Annotated in this window: 23 protein-coding genes; 11 read left to right on the top strand and 12 right to left on the bottom strand. The window is 42.4% G+C overall.

The features are described from left to right. Window positions 1-6 precede the first annotated feature (6 nt). Together cysI and MKY11_RS09440 are read left to right on the top strand one after the other, a co-directional pair. Window positions 7-1,725, top strand: coding sequence for an assimilatory sulfite reductase (NADPH) hemoprotein subunit (gene cysI / locus MKY11_RS09435; protein WP_342499539.1), 1,719 nt, complete (start codon window positions 7-9; stop codon window positions 1,723-1,725). A gap of 150 nt (window positions 1,726-1,875) precedes the next feature. Further along, window positions 1,876-3,234 (top strand): MAC/perforin domain-containing protein, encoded by a 1,359-nt coding sequence (locus tag MKY11_RS09440; RefSeq protein WP_342502087.1) that lies wholly within the window; start codon window positions 1,876-1,878, stop codon window positions 3,232-3,234. Between the two features lie 68 nt (window positions 3,235-3,302). Here the strand turns inward: MKY11_RS09440 and MKY11_RS09445 are convergent, their stop codons facing one another. From MKY11_RS09445 to MKY11_RS09490, 10 genes are all read right to left on the bottom strand, one after another. Continuing rightward, window positions 3,303-5,225, bottom strand: a complete 1,923-nt coding sequence (locus MKY11_RS09445) for an AMP-binding protein (RefSeq protein WP_342502088.1) — start codon at window positions 5,223-5,225, stop codon at window positions 3,303-3,305. A 14-nt stretch (window positions 5,226-5,239) separates the two neighbouring features. Beyond that, window positions 5,240-6,763, bottom strand: a complete 1,524-nt coding sequence (locus MKY11_RS09450; RefSeq protein ID WP_144610086.1) for an acyl-CoA carboxylase subunit beta — start codon at window positions 6,761-6,763, stop codon at window positions 5,240-5,242. Between the two features lie 18 nt (window positions 6,764-6,781). Beyond that, the gene (locus tag MKY11_RS09455; protein ID WP_039167859.1) at window positions 6,782-7,561 is read right to left on the bottom strand and encodes an enoyl-CoA hydratase-related protein; all 780 of its coding nucleotides are present in this window, start codon (window positions 7,559-7,561) and stop codon (window positions 6,782-6,784) included. A gap of 15 nt (window positions 7,562-7,576) precedes the next feature. Further along, the gene (locus MKY11_RS09460) at window positions 7,577-8,482 is read right to left on the bottom strand and encodes a hydroxymethylglutaryl-CoA lyase (RefSeq protein WP_342502089.1); all 906 of its coding nucleotides are present in this window, start codon (window positions 8,480-8,482) and stop codon (window positions 7,577-7,579) included. A 12-nt stretch (window positions 8,483-8,494) separates the two neighbouring features. Next, a complete protein-coding gene (locus MKY11_RS09465) occupies window positions 8,495-8,710 on the bottom strand; it encodes an acetyl-CoA carboxylase biotin carboxyl carrier protein subunit (protein WP_017367387.1) in 216 nt (71 codons plus the stop codon). After that, a complete protein-coding gene (locus tag MKY11_RS09470) occupies window positions 8,707-10,056 on the bottom strand; it encodes an acetyl-CoA carboxylase biotin carboxylase subunit (RefSeq protein ID WP_041507175.1) in 1,350 nt (449 codons plus the stop codon). Before MKY11_RS09470 ends, MKY11_RS09465 begins: the two co-directional genes overlap by 4 nt. A gap of 8 nt (window positions 10,057-10,064) precedes the next feature. Then, window positions 10,065-11,702, bottom strand: a complete 1,638-nt coding sequence (locus MKY11_RS09475) for an AMP-binding protein (RefSeq protein ID WP_342502090.1) — start codon at window positions 11,700-11,702, stop codon at window positions 10,065-10,067. Between the two features lie 42 nt (window positions 11,703-11,744). After that, window positions 11,745-12,887: an acyl-CoA dehydrogenase family protein gene (locus MKY11_RS09480; protein WP_007499209.1), complete on the bottom strand. Its 1,143-nt coding sequence runs from the start codon at window positions 12,885-12,887 to the stop codon at window positions 11,745-11,747. A gap of 159 nt (window positions 12,888-13,046) precedes the next feature. Next, on the bottom strand, window positions 13,047-14,582 hold the full coding sequence (locus tag MKY11_RS09485; protein ID WP_342502091.1) for a family 10 glycosylhydrolase: 1,536 nt from the start codon (window positions 14,580-14,582) through the stop codon (window positions 13,047-13,049). Window positions 14,583-14,606: 24 nt separating this feature from the next. Further along, a complete protein-coding gene (locus MKY11_RS09490) occupies window positions 14,607-15,494 on the bottom strand; it encodes a tyrosine-protein phosphatase (protein ID WP_039167874.1) in 888 nt (295 codons plus the stop codon). A 90-nt stretch (window positions 15,495-15,584) separates the two neighbouring features. Between MKY11_RS09490 and MKY11_RS09495 the strand changes: the two genes are divergently transcribed. Beyond that, the gene (locus MKY11_RS09495; RefSeq protein WP_017359514.1) at window positions 15,585-16,337 is read left to right on the top strand and encodes a DeoR/GlpR family DNA-binding transcription regulator; all 753 of its coding nucleotides are present in this window, start codon (window positions 15,585-15,587) and stop codon (window positions 16,335-16,337) included. 121 nt (window positions 16,338-16,458) lie between these two features. After that, window positions 16,459-16,848, top strand: coding sequence for a tautomerase family protein (locus MKY11_RS09500; RefSeq protein WP_047947144.1), 390 nt, complete (start codon window positions 16,459-16,461; stop codon window positions 16,846-16,848). 33 nt (window positions 16,849-16,881) lie between these two features. Here MKY11_RS09500 and MKY11_RS09505 read toward each other — a convergent pair whose 3' ends face one another. Beyond that, the gene (locus MKY11_RS09505; RefSeq protein ID WP_017367394.1) at window positions 16,882-17,436 is read right to left on the bottom strand and encodes a hypothetical protein; all 555 of its coding nucleotides are present in this window, start codon (window positions 17,434-17,436) and stop codon (window positions 16,882-16,884) included. Window positions 17,437-17,560: 124 nt separating this feature from the next. On the opposite strand from MKY11_RS09505, the gene MKY11_RS09510 reads away from it, so the two are divergent. The 6 genes from MKY11_RS09510 to MKY11_RS09535 all read left to right on the top strand — a co-directional run bounded on the left by MKY11_RS09510 (window position 17,561) and on the right by MKY11_RS09535 (window position 25,294). Next, entirely contained in the window at window positions 17,561-18,694 is a 1,134-nt protein-coding gene (locus MKY11_RS09510; protein ID WP_342502092.1) for a sugar diacid recognition domain-containing protein, read from the top strand. Window positions 18,695-18,771: 77 nt separating this feature from the next. Further along, window positions 18,772-20,181: a glycolate oxidase subunit GlcD gene (glcD, locus tag MKY11_RS09515; RefSeq protein WP_024719419.1), complete on the top strand. Its 1,410-nt coding sequence runs from the start codon at window positions 18,772-18,774 to the stop codon at window positions 20,179-20,181. Then, window positions 20,178-21,518: a (Fe-S)-binding protein gene (locus MKY11_RS09520; RefSeq protein WP_058337183.1), complete on the top strand. Its 1,341-nt coding sequence runs from the start codon at window positions 20,178-20,180 to the stop codon at window positions 21,516-21,518. Before glcD ends, MKY11_RS09520 begins: the two co-directional genes overlap by 4 nt. Window positions 21,519-21,587: 69 nt before the next feature. Beyond that, complete coding sequence (locus tag MKY11_RS09525) at window positions 21,588-23,084, top strand: spore germination protein (protein ID WP_024719421.1); 1,497 nt, start codon at window positions 21,588-21,590, stop codon at window positions 23,082-23,084. A gap of 12 nt (window positions 23,085-23,096) precedes the next feature. Next, the gene (locus MKY11_RS09530; RefSeq protein ID WP_342502093.1) at window positions 23,097-24,197 is read left to right on the top strand and encodes a GerAB/ArcD/ProY family transporter; all 1,101 of its coding nucleotides are present in this window, start codon (window positions 23,097-23,099) and stop codon (window positions 24,195-24,197) included. Continuing rightward, window positions 24,194-25,294 carry a Ger(x)C family spore germination protein gene (locus MKY11_RS09535; RefSeq protein ID WP_025207469.1) on the top strand — a complete coding sequence of 367 codons (1,101 nt, stop codon included), beginning with the start codon at window positions 24,194-24,196 and terminating at the stop codon, window positions 25,292-25,294. The genes MKY11_RS09530 and MKY11_RS09535 overlap by 4 nt, the downstream gene beginning before the upstream one ends. Before the next feature lie 43 nt (window positions 25,295-25,337). Here the strand turns inward: MKY11_RS09535 and MKY11_RS09540 are convergent, their stop codons facing one another. Further along, window positions 25,338-25,568 carry an excisionase family DNA-binding protein gene (locus MKY11_RS09540; RefSeq protein ID WP_008346618.1) on the bottom strand — a complete coding sequence of 77 codons (231 nt, stop codon included), beginning with the start codon at window positions 25,566-25,568 and terminating at the stop codon, window positions 25,338-25,340. 155 nt (window positions 25,569-25,723) lie between these two features. Between MKY11_RS09540 and MKY11_RS09545 the strand changes: the two genes are divergently transcribed. Further along, on the top strand, window positions 25,724-26,143 hold the full coding sequence (locus tag MKY11_RS09545; protein WP_051404175.1) for a GtrA family protein: 420 nt from the start codon (window positions 25,724-25,726) through the stop codon (window positions 26,141-26,143). Window positions 26,144-26,147: the final 4 nt, after the last annotated feature.

Below are 26,147 nucleotides of genomic sequence, written 5' to 3' on the forward strand. Positions count from 1 at the left end.
ACTTACATGGTGAAGACAGCATTAACAGCGCCGGATGGACCTCCGAGCGACGTAGAGGAAATCAAAGAAAAAAGTGATTATTTACGGGGTACGTTAAAAGAAGTGATGCTTGATCCGATTTCAGCGGGAATTCCGGATGATGACAACCGTCTGATGAAGCATCACGGCAGCTACTTACAAGATGATCGTGACCTGAGAAATGAACGACAAAAACAAAAGCTTGAGCCTGCCTATCAATTTATGCTGCGTGTCCGTCTGCCTGGCGGAATCGCCACATCTAAGCAGTGGCTTGTGATGGATGAGCTTGCTCACAAATACGGAAACGGTACGTTAAAGCTGACGACTCGTGAAACCTTTCAGCTTCACGGTATTTTAAAATGGAATATGAAAAAAACCATTCAAGAGATTCATTCTACTATGCTTGATACAATTGCTGCTTGCGGCGACGTGAACCGGAATGTCATGTGTACATCAAACCCCTATCAATCAGAAGTGCACCATGATGTATACGAGCTGGCGAAAAAATTAAGTGATGACCTGCTCCCACAAACAAGAGCCTATCATGAGATTTGGCTTGATGAGGAAAAGGTTGCGGCAACGCCAGATACGGAAGTTGAACCGATGTATGGTCCGCTTTATTTGCCAAGGAAATTCAAAATTGGTGTGGCGGTCCCTCCTGCTAACGATATTGATGTCTTTTCGCAGGATTTAGGCTTTATTGCCATTATCGAAAACGATCAACTGGTCGGTTTTAATGTCGCAATTGGCGGCGGAATGGGTATGACGCATGGTGATACAGCGACTTATCCGCAGCTTGCAAAGGTCATCGGCTTTTGTACACCTGAACAGGTCGTAGAAATTGCCAAACAAGTCATCACCATTCAGCGTGACTACGGAAACCGTTCCGTGCGAAAAAATGCCCGCTTTAAATATACGGTGGACCGCCTTGGTCTTGAGAATGTAAAAGAAGAGCTTGAGCGCCGTCTTGGGTTTACTCTTTTAGAGGCAAAGGATTATCACTTTGATCATAACGGTGACCGTTATGGCTGGGTAAAAGGCATTAATGGCAGATGGCATTATACGATGTTTGTAGAAGGCGGACGCATCACAGATTATGATGATTATCCGCTGATGACAGGCATCCGCGAAATCGCCAAGGTTCATACAGGTGACTTCCGTTTAACAGCCAATCAGAATTTAATCATTGGGAATGTGACAACTCATAAAAAGAAACAAATCGAACAGCTCATTCAGAAGTTTGGTTTATCAGACGGCCAGCAGCACTCTGCCCTGCGCCGCAGCTCAATGGCTTGTGTATCTTTGCCAACTTGCGGCTTAGCGATGGCTGAAGCAGAGCGCTACCTTCCTCGATTGATTGATAAAATCGAAGACATCGTTGAAGAAAACGGATTAAGTGATAAAGAAATCACCATTCGAATGACTGGTTGTCCAAATGGCTGTGCTCGTCATGCGCTTGGAGAGATTGGATTTATCGGAAAATCACCTGGTAAGTATAATATGTATCTTGGTGCCGCATTTGATGGCAGCAGATTAAGTAAATTATACCGTGAAAATGTGGGTGAGGAAGACATTCTAAAAGAACTTGGCTCTATTCTCCCCCGCTACGCAAAAGAACGAGAAGAAAATGAACATTTCGGCGATTTTGTCATTCGGGCAGGGATTGTGAAAGAGACAACAGATGGAACGAATTTTCATGTGCAATAAAATCATCTATGTATTTGATTTAGAGGATCTCTACTTTTGTTATTAATAAAAAGTAGAGATTTTTTTATGCTGTATACATATAAAAAAAACTTTATGACATCCTATATTGTGTTAGAGCATGCTAAATCTTTCTAAGGAGAGTCAGTTAATATGAGTAGTGAAAAAAATACAATTCCTGATGTACCTGGACTTGATGTATTAGGATATGGATACGATGTTTTTGGTAGGTATGCAAATACACAGAATGCAACTCGGAAGTTATTCAATCTCGGAGAAATGGTGTTAAAAAATATCGACAATAAAGATTATAATATTCCTAAATGTGTAAACTTTAGATTCATTAATGAAAACAGTTTGCAGATTTTCTCTGGTGAAACACTAAGTGAGTATATGTCAGCATTAAATAATATTCTAAAAGTGGATGGAAACTATAATTTTTTTAGCGGGTCTTTGGAAGTGGACTTTAATAAAAAATTTCTAACAAAAAGTAATTATGCGTTTACTAAGGTATTAAATTCTATACAAAAATGGATTCTTTCTTTGCCTGACGAAAGTATATTAGTATCGCTTTATATGGATGAAATAGTAAAAAAAGATTTGGAAGAATTAACTCCCGAAAACTTATTTGATAAGTATGGAACTCATTACCTACAAGAAATAATTGTAGGTGCAAAAGCAACTTATAACACTGTTGTAAATAAACTTTTATATGAATCTGAATTTTCGATAAGTACAATGGCACAAATGTCATATAAATACACTGTCAATTCCATCTCTGCAAGCGACAAATTAAAATATGAAGAAAGTATAAAAAATTATAAAAGGTTTTCTGAAGAAACATTACATACTTTTGGAGGAAGACCAGAATACAGTAGTAATATAAAGAATGGCTCTTATGATAAATGGATAGAGTCTATTGAAGAAAATGCAGTATTTTGTGATTTTGCTCCAAAAGGTCTTAAGCCGATTTGGAATTTATGTACAAACCCTGATAGAAAAAAGGTATTAATCGATGCTTTTTCTTCTTATGCGAAATCAAAAGAAAAAAAGATCGGGCAACCATGTATTAACGGATTGGACATAATATATTCTTCAAAGCCTGATGTTGAACCGCCAAATGATTATATTAGAATTAATTACGATTTAAATAAAGGACATGGGCATGACTATTTGTATATATGCTATAGAAACGGATTAGATAACGATGAAGCTAATTTACCAATTACCGATATAAAAGTAATTGTATCTGATGAAGAATTAACTAAAGCACCTGATGAAAGATATACTTTGATTCGGCATGATTTAAATGCAGGCTTAGGAAGTAAAACAAAGTATATTTATATAGCGTATACACAGAACACCCAATTGGGTTTACCTATTAGAGGTATTAGTTTAATTTACGGGGATACCCCAGATGTACCGGCTCCCTCTGGATACACTAAAATCCCAGTAGATTTGAAACAAAGCGCAGGCGGAGAATATGTTTATATCTGCACCTCAATGTCCTAGCAATTAAAATTTGTTTTAAGCCCATCCAACTAGGGGTGGGCTGATTGTTTTTCAATTCATCTATAATATTATTTTTTGAAATATTTTAAAATGCTCTCGTACACATCTGGATTGTCTAATGAAGATAGATCGGGTGAAGGCTGATCTTCATATGCCCCTTTAAGTAAACGTCGTACGATTTTTCCATTCCTTGTTTTCGGCAAAGCTGAAATGAGATGAACTTCTTTTGGTGTGAGCGCTTTTCCGGCATGTGAACCAACATGGGCTGAAAGCTCTTGGATAAGGGCAGCTTCTTCAAAAGCATGCGGACTGGTCACGATGAAACAGACGAGCGCCTCCCCTTTCACCTCATCCTTTACCCCAATCACAGCGGCTTCATGCACGGCAGGATGCCAGGTAAGGATGGATTCAATTTCAGCTGGCCCGATGCGTTTCCCTGCTGTATTAATGACATCATCCGATCTGCCGGTGATGTGGAATTCTCCGTCCTCTGTTTGCATGACCCAATCTCCGTGTGTCCATACACCATCAAATCGTTTGAAATACGTATCTTCATAACGCTCCGGTTCGTTCCAAAAACCACATGTCATGCCGACCCATGGCTTTTTCACCACAAGCTCCCCTACTTCATTCATCACGCTTTGCCCAGCTTCATTGTATACATCTGCCGCCATTCCTAAGATCGCCGCATTAAAGAGAATCGGTTTGATGGGGCGAAGCAGCGTACTGCCTACAATGCCACCAGAAACCTCGGTTCCTCCTGAATAATTTAAGATTGGAATGTTCTTTTGACCAATGATGTGAAATAACCATTGCCACGGAGCTTCATTCCATGGTTCCCCTGTAGAAATAATGGCTTTGACATGCGATAGTTCGACCCCATCAATCGTTTGCTGCATCGCAGAACGAACAAATGTAGGGGAAAGTCCAAAATGAGTGACTTTCTTCTCGTGGATGAATGACCAGAGCTGCTGCTCATCTGGATAATCGGGAGCGCCGTCATATAAAACGATGGCAGCTCCATTGATCAAGCCGCCAAAGACGAGGAATGGCCCCATCATCCAGCCCATATCAGTCAGCCAAAACAGCCGGTCTCCTTTTGCCACATCCATACATAGCCCAGCATCAAAAGCTGCCTTTATCGGAAAGCCTGCGTGTGTATGAACGGCTCCCTTTGGTGTGCCGGTTGTGCCTGACGTATACAAGATCATCAGCGGGTCTTCATTTGTGACATAGATCGCGCCGGTGAACGGCTGTTCTTTTAACAAATCATTCAGCAGGACATCGTCCTGATATCCGGTATGAGAGGAAGTGTGCACAATCACTTTTTGCACAGTTGTGGTTTTGTTGATGGCATTAGCCACACATTCCCGCATGTTGATCGTTTTCCCTCGCCGCATCATTTCATTCGCTGTGACGACAATGGATGCGCCTGACGCACGAATGCGTACAGCGAGTGGCTCGCTTCCATAGCCTGAGAAGACTGGGCTGAAAATAACACCAATCTTTGCAAAGGCAAGCATGACGGCGACCGTTTCTGGAAGCATTGGCATATAGATGATGGCTACATCCCCTTTTTGAAGTCCTTCTTTCAAAAAGCCAGCTGCAAGACGGCTCACTTTCTCTTGAAGTTCGAGAAATGACCATTTCTTTTCTTCACCGGCTTCATTGCTCCAAATGATGGCGGGCTGATGCCTCGTCTCTTCTTTTTCTGCCCATTTGTCCACAGCCGTTTCGGTGATGTTTAGTGTGCCGCCCTGATACCATTTCGGCCACATCAATGAGTGGTGACCTAATGCCGCTTCATATGGTTTTTTCCACTGAATGCCGACTGCCTTCTCCGCTTCTCTCCAAAACCAGTCTGTGCGATCAATACTGGCTTGATAGAATGAGTCATACGTAGAAAAACCAAGAGATTTCATCCACTGATACAAACGTGTTTTTTGGCACTGCTTTTCTTCCGGTATCCATTCTGGTTTCAGGTTGATCATGAGGTCTGCCCCCTTTAGACCGGATAGACCGGATGTTTTCGTTTCGTAAATGTCATGTCTTTCGATGAATAGGCTACTAATCTATGACAAAGTTCCGTTCTGAGACGGTCAAATGGGATGACGCCATCGACAATCATTTCAGAGGCAAGCTCATAGATATTCATATCTTCCTGGTATTCCTTCCGTTTCTCTTGTATAAATGAAGCCCTCTCTTCGGGAGGGAGTTCTGCAATTTTATTTGCATAGACGGCATTTACAGCGGCTTCTGGACCCATCACAGCGATTTGCGCCGATGGAAGAGCGAGACAGCAGTCTGGCTCAAAAGCAGGGCCTGCCATTGCATATAGTCCTGCTCCGTATGCTTTACGGACGATGACGGATATTTTCGGAACGGTCGCTTCTGACATAGCGGAGATCATTTTTGCCCCATGACGAATAATGCCGGCTTGTTCCACTTTTGTTCCAATCATAAATCCTGGTATGTCCGCAAGAAAGAGCAGCGGGATATGAAAGGCATCACAGAGCTGAATAAACTTGGCGGCTTTATCAGCTGAGTCGTGGAATAATACACCGCCTTTGACCCTTGGCTGATTGGCAATGAGACCGATAGGCTGACCGTTCATTCTGCCAAAGCCGGTGATTAACTCTGCGGCAAACAGCTTTTTGATTTCAAAAAATGACCCTTCATCAATCAGTAAATCGATGAGTTGATACATATCAAATGGGGTATTCTGGCCTTTAGGGATTAAGTCTTGGATAGTGATTTCAGATGGTTTAGGTGCTTTTGCTGCTGTCGTTTTTGGTTTTTCTGTATAGTTGGCAGGCATATAGGTTAAATAATCACGTGCAATTTGAATGGCCTCTTCCTCTGTTTTGGCTAATATATCTCCGCATCCAGAAATGCTACAATGCATTTTCGCACCGCCCATTTCCTCAAGCGATACTTTTTCACCGATCACCATTTCAGCCATTCGCGGCGAGCCTAAATACATAGAGGCATTTCCTTCGACCATGACGACAATGTCACAAAAAGCAGGGATATACGCACCACCGGCTGCAGAAGGACCGAATAGTAAACAAATTTGAGGAATGCGCCCCGACAGCTTGACTTGGTTATAAAAAATGCGCCCTGCTCCTCTTCTGCCTGGAAACATTGCGATTTGATCGGTGATTCTTGCACCCGCAGAATCGACTAGATACAGCATCGGACAATTGAGCTTCTCGGCCGTTTCTTGAATTCGAATGATTTTTTCTACTGTTTTGACGCCCCACGATCCTGCTTTAACCGTAGAGTCGTTTGCCATGACACAAACAGTCTGCCCATTCATACGCCCGGTTCCGGTGACGACACCATCTGCTGGTAAGTGTTCATCTTTGCACTCTGCAAACATGGCATCTTCAATGAAAGAATCCTCATCTAACAACAAATGGAGGCGATCACGGACAAATAATTTTCCTTTTTCTTTGTTTTTTTGATGGTAGCGTTCTGCCCCGCCCTTTTCAATTCGTTGTTTTTTTAATTTATATTCTTCGATCATAAACATTCCCCTTTCTTGCTATTTCCCTCTGTAATAAGGCGTTCGTTTTTCTTGAAAAGCCTTGAGACCTTCTAGTCGATCTTCTGTATGAATAAGCCGCAGATAAGCTTCGTATTCTTTCGTTAGACCTGTTTGTAAATCGTGATCAAGGCTGGATTGAATGGCTTGTTTTGCTTCTTTTAAAGCGATCGGCCCATTTTTGGTGATTTGTTTTGCGAGTGTGATGGCATCATTCATCAGTGAATCGGCTGTAGAGATACGTTCAATCAGCCCAATTTGAACGGCTTCTTCTGCTCGTAAAGAAGTGCCTGTGAAGATCATTTCTTTCGCTTTCCCGGGTCCGATCAGGCGCGAAAGTCTTTGTGTGCCCCCTGCTCCCGGCAGGATAGCTAGTCCTGTTTCCGGCAGGCCGAGCGCTGCACCCGCTCTTGCGATGCGGAGATCACAGGCGAGCGCGAGCTCAAGACCTCCGCCAAGTGCGTGTCCGTTTATCACGGCAATGACAGGAACAGGCAAAGATTCAATGTCTGTAAAGGTTTGCTGAATGGTCAGAACGGCTTCTTTCGCTTCTTGTTCTGTCATCAATCGCCGTTCTTTTAAGTCTGCTCCTGCGCAAAAAACTTTAGCGCCAGCTCCTGTCATGAGCAAACAGCGGATGTTTGCATCATGTTTGATTTCTTGAATCGTTTGGTTGATTTCCTCTAGCATAGCAGCGGAGAGAGCATTGGCTTGTGCTGGTCTATTTAATGTCATGGTGCCAATGTGATCTTGTATTGAAAAATTGATCAATGAAGTCATGTGATTCACCCTTTATCAAGTAGTGTGAGACTGAAAAGCGCGTAAACAGTGACTTGGCAGGGTTCGATCCACTTTTGCTTCAATCCATTCAGCCGCTTTAATCAAGCGAGGAAGGTCGACATTTGTTTCGATCCCGAGTTTGTGAAGCATGTGCACCACGTCTTCTGTCGCCACGTTTCCGCTGGAGCCAGGTGCATAAGGACAGCCGCCAAGCCCCCCGCTAGAGGCATCAAATATGGTGATGCCGGCTTTTAATGCTGTATAAATATTGGCAAGCCCCATTCCTTTCGTATCATGAAAATGAAGTGCGATTTTATCAGCAGGAAAGCGTTCAAGTAAAAGGTCTAACCGTCTTTCTACTTGCAGCGGATGGGCTTCCCCAATGGTATCCCCAAGTGATATTTCATCAATGCCGAAGGACAGCAGCTGTTCCGTTAATCGCAGCACTTGGTCCATCGGCACTTGTTTTTCATAAGGACATCCAAACACGGTTGAAATATAGGCCCGCGTTTGCCGTCCTTCTGCTTTTAAATCGGCTGTCATTTGTTTGATCACAGGCAATGTTTCCTGTATAGATCGATTCATATTCTTTTTGTTATGTGTCTCACTCGATGAGATAAACATAGCCCCTACCTCAAGGTTTGCTTCAAAAAAATGAGCTAATCCTTTTTCATTTGGGATGAGTGCGGCATAGGTGATATCCTCTTTTTTGTTTAATGATTGGGCTAATTCTTTGGCGTCTTTTAAGGCTGGAACCCATGTCGGATGAACAAATGAGGTGACTTCAATATAAGGAAGATGGGCTTCTTCGAGTAAATGGATCCATGTTCGCTTCTCCATTGTGTCCAGCCAAACGGATTCATTTTGTAGTCCATCGCGCGGGCCGACCTCTCTAATGAGCACGTTTTTTGGTAATGCCATGCGGCTTTCCCCCTATTCTGTCAGCTCTAAAAGTACCTCTCCCTCGTCAACAAATTCCCCCTCCGCCTTATACACTTTACTGATCACACCTGCTTCTTCTGCAACAATGGGAATCTCCATTTTCATCGATTCTAAGATGGCGACTTCCTGTCCTTTTTGCACATCATCACCCTGTTTCACAAGAAGCTTCCATAAGTTTCCGGCCATTTGTATCGTGACAGTTTTCATGAACGGTTTTCCTCCCTTTTTTTCATCAGATAATCGGTTGTGATGCGGCCATGTAAAAAGGCGGTTGATTCGGCCATTTCCTTTAAAAGCGGTACATTGGTTTTGATCCCTTCTATTTCATATGCTTGTAATGCTGCTTTTAATCGTTCTATGGCGAGTTTTCGAGTATCACCGTACACAATCATTTTCGCAATCATTGGATCGTAAAATGGGGTAATGACACTTCCGCTCGTGACGCTTGACTCATGACGGATATATGGGGCATCAGGTGTAGAAAGCCGAGTGATCGTGCCTGGCGAAGGGTAAAATGTCACAGGGTCTTCAGCGTATATTCTAACTTCAATCGCGTGCCCAATTTGATGAATATCCTCTTGGCTGAAGGACAGGGGCTCTAATGCGGCAATTTTTAGCTGCTCCTCGACAAGGTCAATTCCGGTAATTTCTTCTGTGACAGGGTGTTCTACTTGCAATCTCGTATTCATTTCTAAGAAATAAAATTGCTGGTTTTGATCGACTAAACATTCAATTGTGCCCGCATTTTCATACCCAATTGCTTTGGCAGCTTTGACGGCCATCTGTCCCATTTGCTGTCTCACCGTTTCTTCAAGACAGACGGCTGGTGCCTCTTCAACAATTTTCTGATGTCTTCTTTGGAGTGAACAATCTCTTTCAAATAAGTGAACGCCGTGACCGAACGAATCAAAAAGAACTTGAATTTCGATGTGCCGTGCGTGTTCAATCACCTTTTCCATGTATAAAGTTCCGTCTTGAAAGAAACTTTGTGCTCTTTTTTGATTTCCTTCAAACGCTCGATGCAGTTCTTCGTCGTTGCGGACGAGCTGCATACCAATCCCGCCGCCACCGCTCGATGCTTTTAGCATAATGGGATAGCCGAGTGTCTGTGCTTTATGAACACCTTCGTCTGCATCATGGAGCGGGGCTGAAACACCAGGAACGATTGGGATGCCCGCTTGTTCCATCGTTTTTCTCGCTTCAATTTTATTTCCCATCTGCTGAATGACTTGTGCAGATGGTCCAATAAAGGCAATGCCTTCGCTCCGGCAGCGTTCAGCAAATGCCGCATTTTCTGATAAAAGACCATACCCTGGGTGGATAGCATCAGCATTTGTTTGTTTGGCAACCTTAATGATCGCTTCCATGTTTAAATAGCTTTCAGAAACTTTAGCGCCGCCGATATAATAGGCGCTGTCTGCTTCTTGCACATGAAGTGCATGCTGATCAGCCTCTGAATAAACGGCAACGGTTTTGATTCCAAGCCGTTTACATGTCCGAATTACTCTACGGGCAATTTCGCCTCGATTGGCGATCAATACTTGTTCAAACATCGCTGCTTTCACTCCTTTATTAGATCAAGCGCCTGCTTTTTCAAGCGGAATTTCTGAATTTTGCCTGAGGCGGTCATTGGGTACTCATCTGTAATGAAAAAGTATTTCGGGATTTTGTAGCGTGCCATTTGCGACTGACAATAGCTCGTTAATGTCTCAATTGAGACCGACTTCCCTTGTTTCAGCCGAATGAATGCGGCTGCTTCCTCGCCGTATGTCTCGTCAGGAATACCAACGACCTGTGCGTCAAGAATGGCAGGGTGAGTGTATAAGACATCCTCAACCTCTTTTGGGTACACATTCTCTCCGCCTCTGATGATCATATCTTTGAGCCGGCCTGTGATTTTCACATAACCGTCATGATCCATCTCAGCTAAATCCCCTGTATGAAGCCATCCTTCCTCATCAATGACTTCATTTGTTGCTTCTTCGTTTTTATAATAGCCTTTCATGACATGATAGCCTCTTGTACAAAGCTCCCCTTGCTGTCCTCTTGGCACTTCTTCTGACGTTCCTGGTAAGGCAATTTTGACTTCAATTTGAGGAAGCGCACGTCCGACCGTTTGAACGCGTCTTTCAAACGAATCATCGGTTCTTGTTTGGGTAATGACGGGTGAACTTTCGGTTTGACCATAGGCAATCGTGAGCTCTCTCAGTCCCATTTTTTCAATGACTGCTTTCATGACGTGGGATGGGCAGAGTGAACCGGCCATAATCCCCGTTCGTAATGTGGACAGGTCATAAGAGTGGAAATTTGGATGATCGAGCTCTGCGATGAACATGGTTGGTACACCGTGAAGAACGGTGCATTTTTCTTTTTCTACTGTTTGAAGGACTCGTTCTGGATGGAATGATTCAAGTGGAATGATCGTTCCCCCTTTTGTGAGACAAGCAAGTACACCAAGAACAGAGCCGAAGCAATGAAAAAACGGCACTGGGATACACATACGGTCCTGCTCTGTTAATTTCATACAATCTGCGATCTGACTCGCATTACAGACGATGTTTGTGTGGCTGAGCATGACGCCCTTTGGATAGCCGGTTGTGCCTGAAGTGTACTGCATATTAATAACGTCATCAGGCGTGAGCTCATTCATTCGCTTCTCCCATTCAAGCTCTTCGGTTCTTTTGGCAGCCACTTGAAGACGATCCCAGCCGAGCATACCGTTTGGTACATGCTGACCGATATAGATACATCTTTTTAAATAAGGAAATTGTGTGGAAGTGATCTCCTCTTGATGAGCGGTTTGAAGTTCTGGAATTAGCTCTTCAAGCATGTTGACATAGGACGTTTCTTTAAAGCCGTCTACAATAAACAACATTTTGCTGTCAGAATGCTTGAGTAAATAGGCGAGTTCCTGTGATTGAAAATTGGTATTCACAGTGACAAGAACAGCACCAATGGAGGCGCAGGCAAATTGAAGAATGAGCCATTCAGGTATATTTGGTGCCATAATGGCGATGTGATCTCCCTTTTGAACCCCTAATGCCATGAGACCTTTACCTGTTGCCTTGACCTCTTGATAAAACGCTTCGTATGAATAACGTAAAGAACGTTCTGGGTAAACAATGGCTTCATGTGCTGGATGCTGTTCTTTTTTTTCTCTTAATAGGGAGCCAATCGTTTGCGGGTGAATCGACATCATTGCTTTCCTCCCTCATGTATAGTAAGCGTTTTCATTAAGGTATTACGCTAACAACTGTCTTGCGATCACGAGCCGCTGAATTTCAGAGGTCCCTTCTCCGATTTCCATGAGCTTGGCATCTCTCACAAGCCGTTCAACACCGCATTCTTTCATATAGCCTGTTCCGCCATGAATTTGGACCGCATCAAGACTTGCTTTTGTAGCCATTTCTGAAGCAAACAGTTTGGCATAGGCCGCTTCTTTTGTAAATGGTTTGCCTTGATCTTTCAGCCAAGCGGCTTTCCAGACCATTTGTCTTGCAAGCTCTATTTGCATCGCCATATCCGCCAGCTTAAACTGAATGGCCTGGAAGGATGAGAGCGTCTTTCCAAATTGCTTTCTTTCTTTTGCATAGGAAAGTGAAGCATCAAGTGCAGCTTGTGCAATTCCGACAGATAAGGCTGCAATGGAAATTCGTCCGCCGTCCAATGTATATAAAAATTGCTTGAATCCTTTCGATTTGTCTCCCAATATATGATGCGCTGGTACACGCACTTCGTCTAAAATGATTTCAGCGGTATCTGAACCGCGAACCCCCATTTTGTCATATGGATTTGTAATCGAAAGTCCCTTTTGTCCTTTCTCCACAATAAAGGCGGAGATGATCGGACGTCCGTTTTCATCATGATCCGTCACAGCGGTGACAATAATCGTTCTGGCATAATTGGCATTGGTGATCCAGCACTTTTCCCCACTGATGACATATTCTTGTCCGTCTTTAATGGCTTTTGTTTTTGTTCCTTTTGCATCTGATCCGGCGTTTGGCTCTGTTAATCCGAAGGAGCCAAGCGCTGTTCCAGAGGCTAATGGAACAAGATGGTCCATCTTTTGCTCCTCCGTGCCGAAGTAATAAAGTGGACTTGCGCCTAAGGAAACCGCTGCGGCATAACTTAGACCTGTACTGGCACACTGCTTGCCAATTTCCTCTACTGCCAGTGCATACGAGATCGTATCTCCTCCAGAACCTCCATATTTCTCTGGAAAGGGTATACCCATAAAACCGAGCTCCCCCATTTTTTGAAATGTTTTTACGGGAAATGCTGCCTGTTCATCAACAGTTTGAGCGTGTGGTGCAATTTCTGTTTTTGCAAATTCTTTGACCATCTGACGGATCATTTGCTGCTCTTTCGTTAATTCAAAATCCATTTTGCTTCCCCCTTTGGCGCTTTTCTATCATATTTATTATTGAAATAGCTTCTTCATGCCAAGCTTGATTGAATTCAGAAAATTAAAATAAAAATAGTAGAAAAATAGAGAAAGCAAAAAAGCATAAATGGAGGAAACCCCTCATTTATGCTGTCTTTGTTATTTTACTGTTTTTGTAGAAGGTTTGCTTTCATGATGAAGGCGATTGAGTGCCGTCACTTTATAGCTATAGCTCTTCTTTTGATTTGCTAAAATGTCTTTCGTTTGGGTGAAGGAACCTGTTTCTTTTCTGACCGTTTGCACAAATTCGTATGTCCCTTTATTCGACAATCGATAGACTGCATAATAGGATGCACTAGAGCGCGGATCATTTTGTATCTGTAAAACTGCACCATCCTCTGTCTTTTTCACAGATTGAATGATTGGTTTTTTTGGCGCTTTTTGATGAAGCCATGGCATCTCTGGTATGAGAGCCGGTTTGCTATAGGTTTCTTCTATTAATCGTTTCTTTACATTCAAGGGATTCCGATTGATATCTTTCAGACTAAAATGCATGCTTCCTTGTACGAGCTGTGACTGCCTGTTCAGCTCGATCTGGCGAAAATACTCCTCGGGATCAGACCAAGCAGGATCACTGTTTTGATTGATTTTATACGTCGCTTGACCAATGTACAAGTGAACAGGCTGCCCCTTCACTTCATTTGACCACCATTTCGTCAGCACATCATAGGCAGCGGGCTGAAAGCCGATACTCCAATAAATTTGCGGGGTGATATAATCAATATGGTGCTGCTGTATCCACTCTCTTGTATCAGCATACAAATCATCATAATTGGTCATCCCTGCTGTTGTGTTTGAACCGGTTGGGTCATCTTTTATGTTGCGCCATACACCAAATGGGCTAATACCAAATTTCACATACGGCTTTTCTTTCTTAATGGTGTCATTGATCTGCTTCACTAGCACGTTCACATTATCTCTTCGCCAATCTTCTATATGAGTGAACTTCTGCCCGTAAGTTTCATACGTTTCTTGATCTGGAAATGGCACACCAGCGATTTTATTCGGGTAAAAATAATCATCCATATGCACCGCATCAATATCGTAGTTTTTCACTACTTCCTCTATCCCGTCAACAATGAAGTCCTGAGCATCAGGAATGCCTGGATTAAAGTAAAGCTGATTTCCGTAGGCGATGGTCCAATCTGGGTGCGCTCTTGCAGGATGATCGGCTGATAACCGGTTGAGATCGGTATGATTCATGGTGATTCGATAAGGGTTAAACCAAGCATGAAATTCAAGACCGCGTTTATGTGCTTCTTCTATCATAAATTCAAGCGGGTCATATCCAGGGTCTTTCCCTTGTGTACCAGTCAAATATTCAGACCATGGACCAAATTTTGATGGATAAAAGGCATCTGCTGTTGGTTTAATTTGCATGATGACGGCGTTCATATTCATCGCTTTGATATCGTCTAACAGTTGAATGAACTCTTGTTTCTGCTCATCTGCGGGCAGTCCTTTCTTTGAAGGCCAATCTAAGTTATAAACTGATGCGACCCACACTGCACGCATCTCTCTTGTGCTCTCAAGCTTCCCTTTTGGCATCGAACGAGCTAGACTGCTAGACGGAATCAATAAGAAGACACCCATGAAAACTAGTGTCAGAACCGTCATACTGATCTTTTTCAGCATGCTTTGCATCACCTCATATTAAGTTTATTCTGCGTTTTGTGATGGAATGCCAGCAGATGGTGTAAGCAAGATGTTTTTTACTTTAAGCAGCTGAGCTTTAGGGACGTCGCAGGCTTCTACTAAATACCGCTCTGCACTTCCGTATGTATCCATCATCTCATTCAGTACATCTTCAAGATAATCTTGCTGCACACCGAGCAGGGGTTGAATTTGTTCTTTTGACACCCGATATAAACTCATCATGCGAACAAATCGTTCTTGTCTTTTCACTAGCATTTTCACGCCTTCATTGGAACGCATGTATTCACTTAAAACGGTATGCACCGGCACACCCGCTGCTAATTGAATAAGAGCAGATAAAAAGCCTGTACGGTCCTTTCCGCTTGTACAGTGAAGCATAAGCGGATAATTTTTTTCATCGGACAGTAATGTAAACAATTGCTGAATCTCTTTTTTTCGCTCATAGAGCATGCTTTGATATACTTCTTTCATGATCGGTGTAAAGGATAGAGATTTTCCTTCTGCTATTAGCATACGAAACATGGTCCATTTGCTAGGCATCATGCTGTCAGGCTGCATAGGGATATGAACAATTTTGTCATGTTCCATGATCTTTGGCGGGTGTGATTTTCGTTCTGAGCTTGTACGTAGGTCACAAATCGTTTGAATTCCAAGTGTTGAGAACGTCAATATATCTTGCTTCGTGAGACGTGATAAATCGGCAGAGCGATAAATCATTCCTTGTTTGATGACCATCTGATCCGTTGTTTGGAGTCCCCCTACTTCTCTAAAATTTGCAAGCTTTGAAAATTGTATGTTGTGTTGATTCATAGAAGTGAAAATCCTTTCTATCCTCTTTTCTCTATCATACGCTTTTATGAAAAATGAGAAAAGATAAGAGAAAAAGATCATTCGATTCTCCCATGTTGATCAGTGACATCTTTTACGTGGAATTATTGTTATAATAGAATCAGCATATTCGTATTGATTGGAGATTGTAGCATGATAAAAACAAAACGTATTCAGCAAATAAAAGAGTATGTATTTGACCGGGAATCTGCCTCTCTTGATGAGCTTGTGACGCATTTTGGCGTCTCAAAAAACACCATACGCCGAGATGTACAAGCATTGGTAGAATCCGGCGTGCTAAAGAAAGTGTACGGCGGCGTCGCTGTGAATCACTCAACATTGGTGGTGTATCAGGAGCGAAAGACTCGTCAGCTGAGTAAAAAACAATTGATCGGACAGGCTGCCGCTGCTTTTGTTGAACATGGTGATATGATTTTTGTTGATTCTGGTACAACGACACTGGAGATGCTTCCCTATTTGAAGGAGAAACGGATTACCGTTGTGACAAATAACGTGGATTTCATTACACAGGCTATGCCTTATGAACACCTCACCATCTTTTCAACCGGCGGTATGCTAGAGCGAAAAACAAATTCTTTCGTTGGTTATCAAAGTGTTGAGCGTCTAAAAGCATACAATGTCAATAAAGCATTTATTGCATCAACTGGTTTATCCATTGATCATGGCGTCACGAATTCCTCCCCGCTTGAGACAGATATTAAAAAAACGCTCGTTGAAAAAAACGCCAAAACCTTTTTATTAGTCGATGATAGTAAGTTCGACCATTATGCCTTAACCACGTTTTGTGACTTAAAAGACATAGACATCGTCGTGACGAATGAACAACCAAATGAAGATTACCTTCAATATGGAAAAGAGCATGATGTGAAATTTGTCACGCCTTAGTCCAGAGCAAAAAAGCCAAGCGCCAATGTTTTGGCTTTTTTCTTATGCGCAAAAGAGTGAAACGGCGAAGTGTTGGTTACATTATGATTGTATATTAAACACATATTTGGAGGTTGACCTGATGCCGTTGTTACGTTTTGACGTGATAGAAGGCCGTTCAAAAGAGGAATTAAAAAAACTGCTGGACACTTGCCATGAAGCAATGGTTGATGCCTTTGGGGTACCTGAACGAGATCGCTATCAAATTGTTCATCAGCACCGCCCTGAAGAGATGATCATTGAAGACACTGGGCTTGGTTATCCGAGAACAAAGGATCTGGTTGTCATTAGTGTTGTCAGTAAACAGCGGACGAAAGAACAAAAGGAACAGCTTTATGCACAAATCGCAGAACGTATAGAAAAAGAATGCGGAGTTGCCAAGACGGATGTGATGATTTCCATCGTGGAAAATGGAGACGCCGATTGGAGCTTCGGGATGGGTGAGGCTCAATTCATAAGAGGATTGCTCTAAAAAACAGCTCAGGAATGTGAGCCGTTTTTTGATTCATTCATTTTCAAGCTGCATGAGCAAGTTGAATAAATAGCGGTACACTGCTGAGATCACACCAATTAAAGGCGTATCTTCTTTGATGTCTTCTAGTTCAAGAAGCGGAATGTTGATATCAAATAACCCGTCTTGTCCATTAAATTGAAGCTGAGCACCATTTAATGTTGAGAGCATCTCTTTTAGTAATCCAGTATCTTTTTTAGGACGCTTCAATCCGAATAACACGGTATACGTCTGAAATACTTCATCCCATTCTATGGCAAGTCCGTCGGCTCTCACCACATCAAACCACTTCGACTCGATATAAATGAATTCTTTTTGTTGTTTTTTTACGTATGTAAGAGGTGTATTTAAAAAGGAAGCATTTTCTGTTTGAATCATTTCCTCCGATTCCTTGTCTACACGTTCTATATAAACATCTGCAAAGCGTGCTTCTTCTGTCATTTTTGCCCCTTCTAGCGGCCAATTTTGACTTGCGGCTTTGTTATATTCAAAGTCGGTGAGCGCCTGCCCTTCTTTCAATAAATCTTGTAAGCGATTTTGCAGTGACATGACTGTATCTCCTTTCATCTACTTCATATGCGTTTTTTATTTTAGCATAACACATGAAAAGAAAGATATGCCTGAGCATATGATGGTATGATAGTGTAAAAGAAACATCTCGGAGGGGACCGTTTTGCTCACAATGACACTGGCAGAAAAAATCGTAGATGAGGTCAAAAAGGTACTGACGGAAGAAATCATCATCACACAAACAAACGGTACCATTATTGCTGCAACAGATCCAGCACGCATTGGTCAATTTCATGAAGGAGCATATGTCACATCCTTAGAAGGGCAGAAACGAATTCTCACAAAGGATGATGTGCTGCAGATGAAAGGCGTCAAAGCCGGTATCAATCTGCCTATTTATTTTAAACAAGAAGTCATTGGGGTCATTGGAATGACAGGTGATCCAAGGCATGTCTCCCCTTTTGGCGACATTTTACGTAAAATGACGGAGCTGCTCATTCAAGAGCATGAATTCTTTCAAGAAACGGAAACAGATGAACGGCAGCTTGAAGCCTTTGTATTCGACTGGCTTCATCTGCCAGAGACAGCGGTTGGAATGACCGAGAAGGCGCAGCGGCTTGGCTTTGATGTCAACAAGCAGCGTGTCGCTATTCTCATTGATTGTCAAGACGAATCGTTTATGAAGCAGGATCAATACAAACAGATGAAGGACAAATTGCAACTCACCAATCAGGAGATCATTGTGCGCTGGGGGCATGCACGTTTTTTGCTCCTGCTACAAGCCACACCAGATGGTCGTGATACATGGCACAAGCGCTTGTTCCATATTCATGCTGCGCTCACAGCGCTGTCACCATCGAGGATTTTAATGGGGGCAGGAAAACCAGCAGCTTCTCATGTCATGAAGCAGTCCTTTCATCAAGCTTTTCGCGCTTTAAAATTGGCGCATGCTGAAACACCCATTGTGTTTGATGAAGATTTGACGCTTGAACTTTTTATGGAGGAAATCAGTCAGGAAACAAAAGATGCGTTTCTTGATCGAACGATTGCGTCCCTTTTCCCCTATCCTGAACTAGTGAAAACATTGCGGGTTCTCATCGCTTCGGATTACTCATTGAAACATACAGCAGAAGCTATGCATGTCCATATTAATACACTTCATTACAGATTAAAACGGATTCAGGATTTAACGACACTTGATCCAAAGCGCATGCAAGATGCGATGCTTTTTTATTTGGCCTTGCTGCTTTTAGATCATGATACAAAAAATACGATAAAACAGCCTGATATTTTGTAGAATCGTCTATAGTCATGTGACGGTTCTTTTTTTATACTGGTAGAAACGAGACGTTAAATGAGCGGGAGTGATTGTATATGCTAGATTCAGAATTTTCAAATCAATTAAAAGAGATTGTCGGTGCGCCCAATGTCCAAGACAGCAAGGCGGATCGTCTTGCCTACTCTTATGATGCGACACCAAATTTTCAACAGATGCCAGATGCCATCGTGACACCTCGCACGGCAGAAGAAGTGCAGCAAATTGTGAAACTGTGCGCCTCTTACAAGGTGCCGATCGTCCCAAGAGGCTCAGGGACGAATCTGTGCGCAGGAACATGCCCTACTCAGGGCGGATTGGTGATTCTCTTTACTAGAATGAATCAATTATTAGAAATAGACGAAGAAAATTTAACCGCAACGGTGCAGCCTGGCTTAATTACGCAGGAATTGATTCATCAAGTAGAGGAAAAAGGTCTCTTCTACCCGCCTGATCCAAGCTCTATGAAAATTTCCACATTAGGCGGCAATATTAACGAAAATTCAGGGGGACTGCGGGGGTTAAAGTATGGAGTGACAAGAGATTATGTCCTTGGGCTTGAAGTGGTTTTGCCAAATGGTGACATCATCAAAACAGGCGGAAAGCTTGCAAAAGATGTCGCTGGCTATGATATGACTCGATTGTTCGTTGGTTCAGAAGGAACACTCGGGATTGTCACAGAAGCGGTGCTAAAGCTCCTGCCGCTTCCAGAAACGAAACAAACAATGCTTTGTTTATACGAAAGCCTTGAAGAAGCTGCGACTTCTGTATCGGCCATCATTGCTGAGCGTATCATTCCTGCTACATTAGAATTTATGGATCAGCCGACCCTTGAAGTCGTTGAAGATTTTGCAAACATCGGCCTACCCACCGACGTTCAAGCTGTGTTATTAATTGAACAGGACGGCAACCCTGAAGCTGTTTCTCGTGATATCCAAAAAATCGCAGAAGTCTGTGAGCAGCACGGGGCTAAAAGCGTCAAGATTGCACATTCAGAAGAAGAGGCAAGTGCGCTCTTAACAGCGAGACGCTCTGCTTTATCTGCCCTCGCTCGATTAAGTCCTACAACGATTTTAGAAGATGCTACCGTTCCCCGGTCTGAAATTGCCAATATGGTTCGTGCAATCGAAGACATTGCACGAAAGTACGAGGTGAACATTTGTACGTTTGGTCATGCAGGTGATGGCAACTTACACCCCACTTGTGCGACAGATGCAAGAAATGAAGAAGAAATGAAACGTGTAGAAGCTGCCTTTCAGGCCATTTTTGAAAAAGCCGTTGCACTTGGCGGCACCATTACAGGCGAACATGGCGTGGGTCTTATGAAAGCCCCCTATTTGGAGCTGAAGGTCAAAAAAGAAGGAATCGCTGCCATGAAGGCGATTAAACAGGCACTTGACCCAGCAAATATCATGAACCCAGATAAAGTGTTTGGAAAAGCCTCAAGAAAGCGAGTGGTGGTCTCATGAGTTCTTCTTCTAAGCAAAAAGAGATCCAGCAGCAGTTTCAGGAGCAAATGGATGAAAAGGAGCTGCTTAATTGCATGCGCTGCGGCTTCTGCCTCCCTTCCTGCCCTACCTATATTGAATCTGGACAACAAGAAACGCACTCTCCTCGGGGCCGAATTGCGTTAATGAAAGCTGTAAGAGATGGCGTCATTGAGCCAGATGAAGATGTTGAACATTCCCTTAATCTTTGTCTTGGCTGCCGTGCATGTGAACCAGTCTGCCCTTCTGGCGTCAAGTATGGACAGTTGCTAGAAGATGCCAGAGACATTATTCAACAACATAAAAAACAATCATTTCCTGTCAAATTGATGAGACGTGTTGTGTTTAAAGGTCTCTTTCCGTCACAAAGTCGTATGCGACAAGCTGCTAGTTTCCTTCGATTTTATCAAACATCTGGTCTGCAAACAGCCGCCAGGAAGACGCGCATACTGAAGGTGCTTCCCTCCCATTTACAGTTGATGGAACAGGCACTTCCAAAGGTACCGCCTCAAAAGAAAAAACGTTTGAATGAATATAAAGCCATTGGTCAGGCAAAAAAACGGGTGGCGTTTTTTACTGGCTGTTTAATGGATACAGTTTTCTCAAACACAAACAAAGCGACCATTCATCTCTTGCAGCTGGCAGGCTGCGATGTGATCGTTCCTCCTATACAAACGTGCTGCGGCGCGCTACATGGTCATAGCGGAGAAAAAGACCAAGCAAAACAGTTAGCCAAGCGTAATATTGAAGCATTCGAGGAAACAGATGCCGATGCGATTGTCATGAACGCGGGCGGCTGCGGTGCCTTTTTAAGTGATTACGATCATTTGCTTCAGGATGACCCAGATTTTCAAAAACGAAGTAAAGCTTTCTCACAGAAAATAACAGATATATCAAGTATCCTTGTAGAGCTGGAGTTTCACCGCCGCGTGCCACTGGTTTTGCCAGCGCAAGTGATCACCTATCAAGACTCCTGTCATTTACGAAATGGGATGAATGTACAACAGGCGCCGAGGGTGCTCATGAAAGCCATTCAAGGGGTAACGTTTAAAGAAATGAAAGATGCCGGCCGCTGCTGCGGATCTGCAGGAATCTACAATATCTTGCATCCAGACATGTCGATGCAAATTTTAGATCATAAAATGACGGAAGCGAGCAACACAGCTGCAGCTGCCATTGTGACGTCGAATCCAGGCTGTCAATTACAAATGGCAGCAGGCGTCAAAAAGGCAGGACATATGCCTAGCATGAGAGCGATTCATCTGGCTGACTTTTTATTAGAAGCCGTTCAATATGGAAAAAAAGCGTCCAGCTCATGAAGCTGAACGCTTTTTTTATGCATATCTTCAGACGATTGGTTGGATAATAGAGGAAAATCGCGGAAGGAGATGGTTCAAGTGCTGAAGAAAAACAAATCAAAACAGAAAGACCCGAATTCAGTATTTGAGGCACTATCGCGTTCCTCTGATTTTATCAATGAATTATCAAGTTCCGGAGGTTTCCTTTATAGAATTTCTTTTTTTCGTCCTTTAATTAATGGCAATCTCCTTCATGAACAAATCTTGCCTTTTATTCAGCAATTGCATCTGACACCCACCCTTGAAGAACTGAAAGAACACATCCCAATCGAACAAGCTGTGATTACGAGGGACCTTCAAAAAGTGGAAGAAGCTCTTCATCGAGGCAGTATTGCTGTTCGAATTGAGACAGACTGGGGCAAAGCCCTCCTTTTGCCGATTGAAGAAAAGAAAGGCAGACAAGTGAGCCAACCTGAGATTGAATTCGGAATCATTAGTGCGCAGGAAGCCTTTGTGGAAGGGCTGGACACAAACTTAAACTTGCTCAGACGCAGGCTGCCCACTCCTGACCTTAAAGTAGTTGAACACACAGTTGGTACCCTTTCTCAAACGAAAGTAGCCGTTGTATACATAGAGAATATCGCCAACCCGCAGAACATTGAAACCGTTCTTCAGCGGATTCAAGATGTTGACTATGACCAAATTCTAGATTCTAATTATCTTGCGCAAATGCTTTATGATGTGTCCAATACAATCTTTCCATTGTTTTTAAATACAGAACGGCCAGACAGGGTTTCCTCAGGTCTAACGGAAGGAAAAATAGCCATTATGGTTGACGGTTCGCCTCATACCCTGCTTGCACCTACAATTTTACTCGAGTATTTTTCTACAATGGAAGACTATAACATGTCTTGGATCGCAGCATCCTCCTTTCGGCTGTTACGCATTTTTGCTGTAATTTTTTCTATTTTTGCAACCCCTTTGTATGTAGCTGTTTTAACGTTTCACTATGAACTGATTCCTAAGGACTTATTAGAAACGATTGTCGCATCACGCTATCTCGTTCCCTTTCCGCCTATTATTGAAGCATTATTTTTAGAGATATCGATTGAGCTACTTAGGGAAGCCGGGTCTCGCCTTCCTGCAAAAGTCGGACAGACGCTCGGGATTGTTGGAGGTATTGTGATCGGACAGGCTGCGGTTGCAGCGGGATTAACAAGTAATATCCTACTCATTATAGTCGCATTATCAGCTCTTGCCTCTTTTGTCACCCCTATTTATAAAATGGGGACAACCATTCGTCTCTTACGTTTCCCATTCCTTTTTGCTGCACAAGTGTGGGGAGCGCTAGGGATTTCGCTGATGGGGGCTTTTCTTCTTACACATTTAATGAAATTAACGTCTATAGGACAACCTTACTTAGAGCCAATCTTTCCACTTCGATTGGCCGATTTAAAGGGTAGTTTGATTCGTCCCCAGCTCCGCTTTTTGAAAAAACGTCCAGAAAATTTACGCCCGCAAAATGAAACGATACACCGTCAAAAGCCAAAGCAAGGCCGTAAGGGGAAAAATGATTTTTATGAATAAGGAAGTGAAGGCATGAGCTCTTCTTCTGTGAAAGAAAAATTTCAAGTATCCCCTTTTTTTGTGTTTTTTCTTGTCAATGCCAATCAAGTAGGTGTTGGTATTTTAAATTTCCAGACGAATCTTGTCCGGACGATTAATAATGATGGGTGGATCGCCATTTTAATTGCTGGTGCAAGCGTCAATTTGATGATTTTCCTCATTTACTTTTTGTTTAAAAAAGCACCTACTGACGAATTTAGTGACATTACGCAATCTGTGTTTGGTAAATGGCTCGGACAATTCATCAACATTCTCTACATTTTGTATTTTTCTTCATTGTCTTTGATTGTGCTTGTTCATTATATGGATGTGATCCATGTTTGGCTGTTTAAAGAAATTCCTGGTCTTTTATTTGCATCAGTGCTGCTCATCCTCGTCTATTACATTCACACAGGCGGATTTAGAACAATCGCTGGCTGGGCATTCTTTAGCATTGTCCTAACGTACTGGATGACCTTTATCTGTTTTTATGTCATGAAATATAGTCACATCCGCTTTATGTTCCCAATGTTTGATCATTCATTTTCACAACTCATGATGGGGGTCAAAGATGCCTCTTTATCCATGTTTGGTTTTGGAACATTGCTTGTCTATTATCCCTTTATTAAAAAAGCACAAACGTCGCAAAAATTTGCACATATGGGAGTGTTGCTAACGACATGCCTGAATTTGCTTGTATTTCTCGTCTCTATAGCGTACTACTCAAGTGCTCAGCTCGAACTAACGAAATGGCCAACATTGACATTAACCAGCATTGTCAAACTTCCGTTTATCCAGCGCTTTGAATTTATTGAAGTGTCTCTATGGCTTTTGCTTATCGTTCCAAATATCGCTATTCCATTATGGGCAGCCAGCAGAATGGCAAAACAAGTGTTTCACACGAGCCAGCGCACCACGTTAATAGTTCTCAGCCTTCTCATTCTCGTCATGTTTTCATTTTTTATTAGAGCTACCTCATTTGAGACATTTAATAAATGGGTGGAATATAGCGGATACATCCTCATCTATGGATTGATTGGATGTATGATCATTGGGCTGCTGCTGAAAAAAAGGTGGGTGAAAAAACGAGCATGAAACATTCTATTCTGATATGTCTCATGTTATTGAGTCTTTTCTTAACGAGCTGTGCACAGCCTCGTCTCTTAGATGAATTAAGTATCTCGCAGGCGGCGGGATTTGACTTATTGGAAGATGGAGAAATGAAGGGCTTCTTTGTTTTCCCTGTTTTTAAAAGCGAAGAACAAGGAAGCTATCAAATTGTAAGTGCTAAGTCAAATACCATTAGTAATATTCAGTTTCTTGTTTCGGAAAAATCGCCTTTCCCCGTTGTCATGGGACAAGTACTCGTGATTTTAATAAGTGAAAAGCTGGCGAAAGAAGTGGGTATGATTGATTTGATGAATTACATCTATCGTGATCCGATCATTGGGTCTCGTCAAGTATTTGCCATAGTAGACGGAGAAGTTGAAGATTTATTGCATACAAAAATGAATCAAACCAACTTAAATATCGGTGTATATCTTTCAGATTTACTGGCTCAAAACATGCGAAACGGTAATCAACCTGTGACCAATCAGCATATTTTTATGAATCAGATGATGGCAAAAGGCGTGGATGCCTACCTCCCTTACATTAAAAATACAAGCAACTCTATTAAAGTGTCAGGTGTCGCTCTTTTCGATCAAGAAAAAATGGTTGGGCATATTCCAGGGGAAGATACGTTTACGTTTAAAGCGATGATTGAAAATCATAAAAATGGGATTTATGAGTTTCGATTTAATGACAGAAAGAAAACCCATGTTGTTATTGAAAATATCAAATCACATGTGTCTTATCACATTAAACCAACTGAAAACCTTTCAAAAAAGCCTCATATCACCATTGATATCAAGCTGAAAGGTGAGTTAAAAGAATTCATGAAATCAAAAAAAATCGATACGCCTTCTATCTTGCAGCATGTTGAAAAAGAAGTGGAGAAGCGTGTGGCCCAGCAAGGGCAAGACCTTGTTCAATCCTTTAAAAAGCAAAAAATTGATCCACTTGGACTTGGTTTGAGATATCGCTCTAAAGATAAAGCCATGACACCGGAGAAATGGCAAAAACTCTACCCTGATGCAGATGTCCAAGTGAATTGTCATATGAACATTGTCCAAACGGGTGTCAGCCAATAAAAAAGACTGTATGAAAAGGTTCTCCCTTCTCGTACAGTCTTTTTTAATCTTCATCTTTTACGTCCGGGTCCTCAGGGATTGGTTCATTTAAGATGTCTTGAATGAGCTCTTTATATTGTTCTAGCTGTTTCATATGAGTTTGAAACTGCCCTTGATAAATGAGATACGATTCCCCGTCAAATACGTAACGAATCTTTTTTTGCTGGATTAATTTTTCAACATATGCTTCTGATACTTCTAAGTATTCAGCTGTTTCTCCAATTGTTAAATACATGCATGTGCACCACCGTTCGTTTCATCTTACAAATTATATCACGAGCTGGTGAAAAAACAGATATCGCTTGTTCATGTTTTTTTCATCTTTTCTTCACTGATTCGTCAACTCGCTTTTGTACAGTATTCATACACCCACTCAAACACTAGGAGGTGATGATCCTTCGCATGACAAAGAAAAATATTCGGACCTATGCCACATTTTTAACTGTAGGCGCAAGCAATACGATGATTGACTTTCTGTTCTTCTTTTTTTTCACTGCTTGCTTTGTTCCCTCTTTTCTTGCACAGTGCCTGTCCTATACAGCAGGAATGCTGAACAGTTATGTTTGGAATCGAAAATGGACGTTCCAAGTAAAAAAGAAAGCGGATAGGTGGGAATGGATCAAGTGGGCCACAGTCAACGGCGTCGCGTGTCTCCTCACCTATGTTGTCTTATATGTCATGCAGCAAGCAGGCTTCTCATTATTCATTAGTAAAGCGATTGGTACCCTTCTTGGCATGATGATCACTTTTACTGGAAGCCGCCTATGGGTGTTTCCATCAGAAAACAAACGATCAGAAATGGAGCGATGATTCA

The sequence above is a fragment of the Bacillus sp. FSL W7-1085 genome, assembly GCF_038595035.1.
GTDB lineage: Bacteria > Bacillota > Bacilli > Bacillales > Bacillaceae > Bacillus > Bacillus altitudinis.